Here is a 4,097-nt window from a genome sequence, read left to right on the forward strand (position 1 = left end):
CGCGGTGGACGCGGTGCTGCCCGAGGGCACCATCGTCAACCCGCGCCCGCCCGCCCCGGTGAGCTGCCGCACCGCCACCATCAAGCGCATCGCCGACACCATCCTGGGCGCGCTGGTCGGCGCCCTGCCCGGCCGCATGCCCGCCGCCAACTCCGGCACCCTGCTGGTCATGGCCTTCGGCGGCCGCGACCCCGAGACCGGCCGCCCCTTCGTGGCCAGCGAGCTGGCCGCCGGCGGCATGGGTGCCCGCCCCGACAAGGACGGCATCGACACCATCGAGACCGACGTCTCCAACTGCATGAACATCCCGGTGGAGTCGGTCGAGATGAACTTCCCCCTGCGCATCTCCCGCATGCGCCTCTGGCAGGGCTCCGGCGGTGCCGGCCGCTTCCGCGGGGGCCTCGGGCTCGAGAAGGTCTTCGAGGCCACCACCACGGACGTCACGGTCTCCCACCGCGGCGAGCGCTTCGCGTCGTCGCCCTGGCCGCTGGAGGGTGGCGCCCCGGGCACCCGGGCGCATGCGTTTATTTTGAGGAAGGACGGCACCCGCGAGGAGCTGCCCTCGAAGAAGATGATCGTGCTCCACCCGGGCGACCAGCTCTGGGAGTACATCGCCGGGGGCGCGGGCTACGGCGATCCGATGGAGCGGGACCCGGCGGCGGTACTGGCGGATGTGCTGGACGGCAAGATTGTGAACGCGGCGGAGTATGGCGTGGTGCTCACGGCCGATGGGCGGGCGGTGGATGAGGTGAAGACGAAGGAGGGCCGCGAGGGGCTGGCCGCCCGACGCACTACCCCCAGAAGATCCCAGTCGGATCGGCGGCGACCTCATCAAGTAGTTCCTTGAGGCTCGGCGCTGCGGGCCGTGCCTGGTATGAGTGCCACCGCTGATCGCGGTGCTGACAGTACAGTTGCCAGACGTTCTGGGTGCCGACGAACCGGAATTTCGCGATCGCCATCTCACGCCATTCATGGGGCGGCTGAAACGCCGGCCGCTCTTCGAACAGGACGACGGCGCTCCCTGTGATGCGGTAGCCGAGGCGTACCTGGTTGCGGACTTCAGGCGGAACCCGCGCCTGGCAGAACGCTCCAAGGCGGCGAGCCACTTCGGCCTGTTGGATCTCGGATAGCGCCATGGTCCCGGACGCCTAGGTGTGGAGAGTGGCGAGGTGTCCTTGCCGGCCGTCTACACGGGCTGGCTTCCGCGACCAAGTTCGGGCACCGAGAGGCCCCGACAGATCTTGCGGGCGAGCACGTCCGGGACTCCACGTAAACCGTCCTTGCGTCTGTCCTCGAGAATCAGGGCGATGGCGTCGCGCAGATTCTCGAGGGTGGCCGCCTTCGTCTTGCCCTGACCATTCGCGCCGGGGATCTCCGGGCAGCAGGCGATGTGCCAGCGTCCGTGGCGCTCCACGATTGCAGTGAACTCATTCCGCATTCAGTCACCTCCTTGACCAGAAGGGTAGCGCATTTCCACGGTTCTCTTCGGGGGAATGGCCGAGCGGATTCGTGCTCCCGCGTCACGCCCTGCCATCGCGGGCCGAGCCTATCGGATCCTCGGCGGGAAGTCTTGGTGAGGTGCCGCGATAATCTTCAGTTTCCCCACGCGGTGGGGTACAGTGCACGCCGTGCGTCTCCACGGTCGGGTCGCCATCGTCACCGGCGGGGGCAGTGGCTTCGGCCGCGCGATCGCGCTCCGCTTCGCCCAGGAGGGCGCACGGGTGACGGTCACCGGCCGCCGGCGGGCGCCGCTGGAGGCGACGGTCGCCGCCATCCAGAGCGGCGGCGGCGAGGCGCTCGCCGTCGCCGGCGATGCCACGGTCGAGGCCGACATCGCCGTTCTGGTGCGTAGCACCATCGAGCGTTTCAGTCGGCTCGACATCCTGGTCAACAACGCGGGCGCCGTGCTCGGACGGGTTACCGCCGAGGAATGCACGCCCGACGAGTTCCGACGCACGCTCGACGCGAATCTGATGAGCGTCTTCCTCTGCTCCCGCGGCGCCCTGCCCGAGCTCCGCCGGCGCCGGGGAACCATCATCAACATCGCCTCCATGGGCGGGTTGAAAGCCCAGCGCCGCCACCTGCCGTACAGCGTGGCCAAGGCCGCCGTGATTCACCTCACGAAGTGCATGGCGCTCGACCACGCTCACGAGGGCATCCGCATCAACTGCATCTGTCCGGCGTACATCGAGACGGACATGAACCGGGACCATCTGAGCCGCCTGGAGCAGACCGGCGAGATCCAGGAGCTGGAGAAGGCCCATCCGCTCGGCCTTGGCGGCCGGCCCGAGGAGGTCGCGGCGGCGGCGCTGTACCTCGCGTCGGACGACGCACGCTGGAACACCGGCTGCTGCCTGCCGGTCGACGGAGGCGTGAGCGCCACCATCTGACGGCGCTCCTGGAGTATTCACGTGCGTACATTGACTCGCCACGCCGACGCAGGCTAGCGTGAAGACCATGCCCGCTTCGAATCCAGGCACGAAGCGCTGGACTCGCCTCGAGTACGAGCGCCTCGTCGATCTGGGCGCGTTCCGTTCCGGGGAGCACGTCGAGCTGCTCGGCGGCGATCTGATGGTGTGCGAGCCGCAGGGCACCCCTCACATGACGGCCATCCGCATGGCCGAGGAGGTGCTGCGCCGGGCCTTCGCGGACGGCTGGGAAGTGCGCACCCAGGCGCCGGTCGCGCTCGACGACGAGTCGGAGCCCGAGCCGGACCTGGTGGTGGCCCCGGGCAGCTTCCGCGACTACCGGCATGCCCATCCCGCCCGGCCGGCGCTCCTCGTCGAGGTGGCCGACACGAGCCTCGAGTCCGACCGGCTGCACAAGGGCAGCGCCTACGCGCGCGCCCAGGTGCCGGAGTACTGGATCGTCAACCTCGTCGATGACGTGGTCGAGGTCTACCGCCACCCCATCGTCGATTCCGGCGCGCCGTTCGGCTGGCGGTACGGCTCGATCGTCAGGCTGGCGCCGGACGAGCTCGTCAGCCCACTCGCAGCACCCCAGGCCCGCGTTCGCGTCGCGGACCTGCTCCCGTCGCAGCTACCGTAGCGACGGCCGCGGCCCTCGGGACCGGCCGGCCCGTCGTGGCCAGCGAGCTGGCTGCCGTCGCCATGGGTGAGAGAGGCCTGGACGCGCCGTCGCGAGGCGACACGTCAGGGGCGATCGCCCTCGTCGTCCTCATCGTGGTCGCCGGCGCGCACGTCCCGTCCGTGACCGACCACCGCGAGAAGGAAGGCCAGGGCCATGGCCGCCGTGGCGACCAGGAAGACGACCAGCCCCAGCCGGCATCCGGGATCGCTCCAGGTCTTGCTCGCCAGCCACCCGAGGACCACACCGACCCCGACGAGTCCGCTGGCCCTCACGGTCCGGCCTCACGACTGGGCGTTGCGAAACACCCACAGGAACACGACCGCCACCACGCCCGCGAAGGCGTAGATGAACGACGTGACCAGCCTCAGCGCCGGGACGAGACCTCGCAGCACGTTCAGCAGGTCCAGCACGAGCCCGACGACCAGCACGATCGCCACCAGGACCGCGCCGATCAGGGCCAGAGACGCCGCACTCCGCATCGTCATTTAGCGCTCCCCTCACCCGCCCGCGGCGTCCCCGAACTTCGCGTCCCGCGTCTTGATCCGGTCCTTCACGCCCCTGGCCCGCGCCGCCGCCCCGTAGGTGCCGAGCGCCTGGCGGTGCGGGATCGTCAGCATGTAGTTCTTGAACGAGCTCTCGAGGGCGCGGCGCTGCCCCTGGATGTCCACCGTCTCGTTCACCGACGCCTTCGCGAGCTTCAGCGCGAAGGAATCTTGAAGAGCGATGCGTTGCGCCAGCTCGAGCGTGGCGGCGTCCAGCTCCGCCCGCGGCACCACCCGGTTGACGAGGCCGAGATCGAGCGCCGTCTTCGCGTCGATGTAGTCGCCGGTGAACAGGTACTCCTTGGCCTTCCGCGGGCCGAGATCCCACGGCATGCTGAAGTACTGCACGTGCGCGCCGCCCCAGCGCACCATCCGGTCGGCGAACTGCGCGTCGTCGGCGGCGATGATGAGGTCGCAGCAGGAGGCCAGCATGAGGCCGCCCATGATGCAGTAGCCCTGCACCTG

At 69.6% G+C, this 4,097-nt stretch carries 8 protein-coding genes; 4 read left to right on the forward strand and 4 right to left on the reverse strand.

From position 1 onward, the window contains the following. Positions 1-847: hydantoinase B/oxoprolinase family protein (locus tag VKN16_28155; GenBank protein HME98097.1), on the forward strand; the 847-nt coding region annotated here is incomplete at its 5' end. Positions 848-878: 31 nt separating this feature from the next. After that, entirely contained in the window at positions 879-1,130 is a 252-nt protein-coding gene (locus tag VKN16_28160) for a hypothetical protein (GenBank protein ID HME98098.1), read from the forward strand. A 56-nt stretch (positions 1,131-1,186) separates the two neighbouring features. On the opposite strand, the gene VKN16_28165 is transcribed toward VKN16_28160, so the two are convergent. Continuing rightward, positions 1,187-1,438 (reverse strand): type II toxin-antitoxin system HicB family antitoxin, encoded by a 252-nt coding sequence (locus VKN16_28165; GenBank protein ID HME98099.1) that lies wholly within the window; start codon positions 1,436-1,438, stop codon positions 1,187-1,189. A gap of 190 nt (positions 1,439-1,628) precedes the next feature. On the opposite strand from VKN16_28165, the gene VKN16_28170 reads away from it, so the two are divergent. Continuing rightward, positions 1,629-2,390, forward strand: coding sequence for an SDR family oxidoreductase (locus VKN16_28170; GenBank protein ID HME98100.1), 762 nt, complete (start codon positions 1,629-1,631; stop codon positions 2,388-2,390). A 67-nt stretch (positions 2,391-2,457) separates the two neighbouring features. After that, a complete protein-coding gene (locus tag VKN16_28175; protein HME98101.1) occupies positions 2,458-3,048 on the forward strand; it encodes a Uma2 family endonuclease in 591 nt (196 codons plus the stop codon). Between the two features lie 104 nt (positions 3,049-3,152). On the opposite strand, the gene VKN16_28180 is transcribed toward VKN16_28175, so the two are convergent. The 3 genes from VKN16_28180 to VKN16_28190 all read right to left on the reverse strand — a co-directional run. Beyond that, a complete protein-coding gene (locus VKN16_28180; GenBank protein HME98102.1) occupies positions 3,153-3,362 on the reverse strand; it encodes a hypothetical protein in 210 nt (69 codons plus the stop codon). A 9-nt stretch (positions 3,363-3,371) separates the two neighbouring features. After that, complete coding sequence (locus VKN16_28185) at positions 3,372-3,575, reverse strand: hypothetical protein (protein ID HME98103.1); 204 nt, start codon at positions 3,573-3,575, stop codon at positions 3,372-3,374. Positions 3,576-3,587: 12 nt separating this feature from the next. Next, on the reverse strand, positions 3,588-4,097 hold a 510-nt coding region (locus tag VKN16_28190), incomplete at its 5' end, for an enoyl-CoA hydratase-related protein (protein ID HME98104.1).

The sequence above is a fragment of the Candidatus Methylomirabilota bacterium genome (assembly GCA_035315345.1).
In the GTDB taxonomy this organism is placed as follows: Bacteria; Methylomirabilota; Methylomirabilia; order Rokubacteriales; family CSP1-6; genus CAMLFJ01.

Coding starts and splice junctions, on each gene's coding strand:
- VKN16_28165 (HME98099.1), bottom strand. CDS start 1,438: ATGCGGAATGAGTTCACTGCAATCGTGGAGCGCCACGGACGCTGGCAC.
- VKN16_28175 (HME98101.1), top strand. CDS start 2,458: ATGCCCGCTTCGAATCCAGGCACGAAGCGCTGGACTCGCCTCGAGTAC.
- VKN16_28185 (HME98103.1), bottom strand. CDS start 3,575: ATGACGATGCGGAGTGCGGCGTCTCTGGCCCTGATCGGCGCGGTCCTG.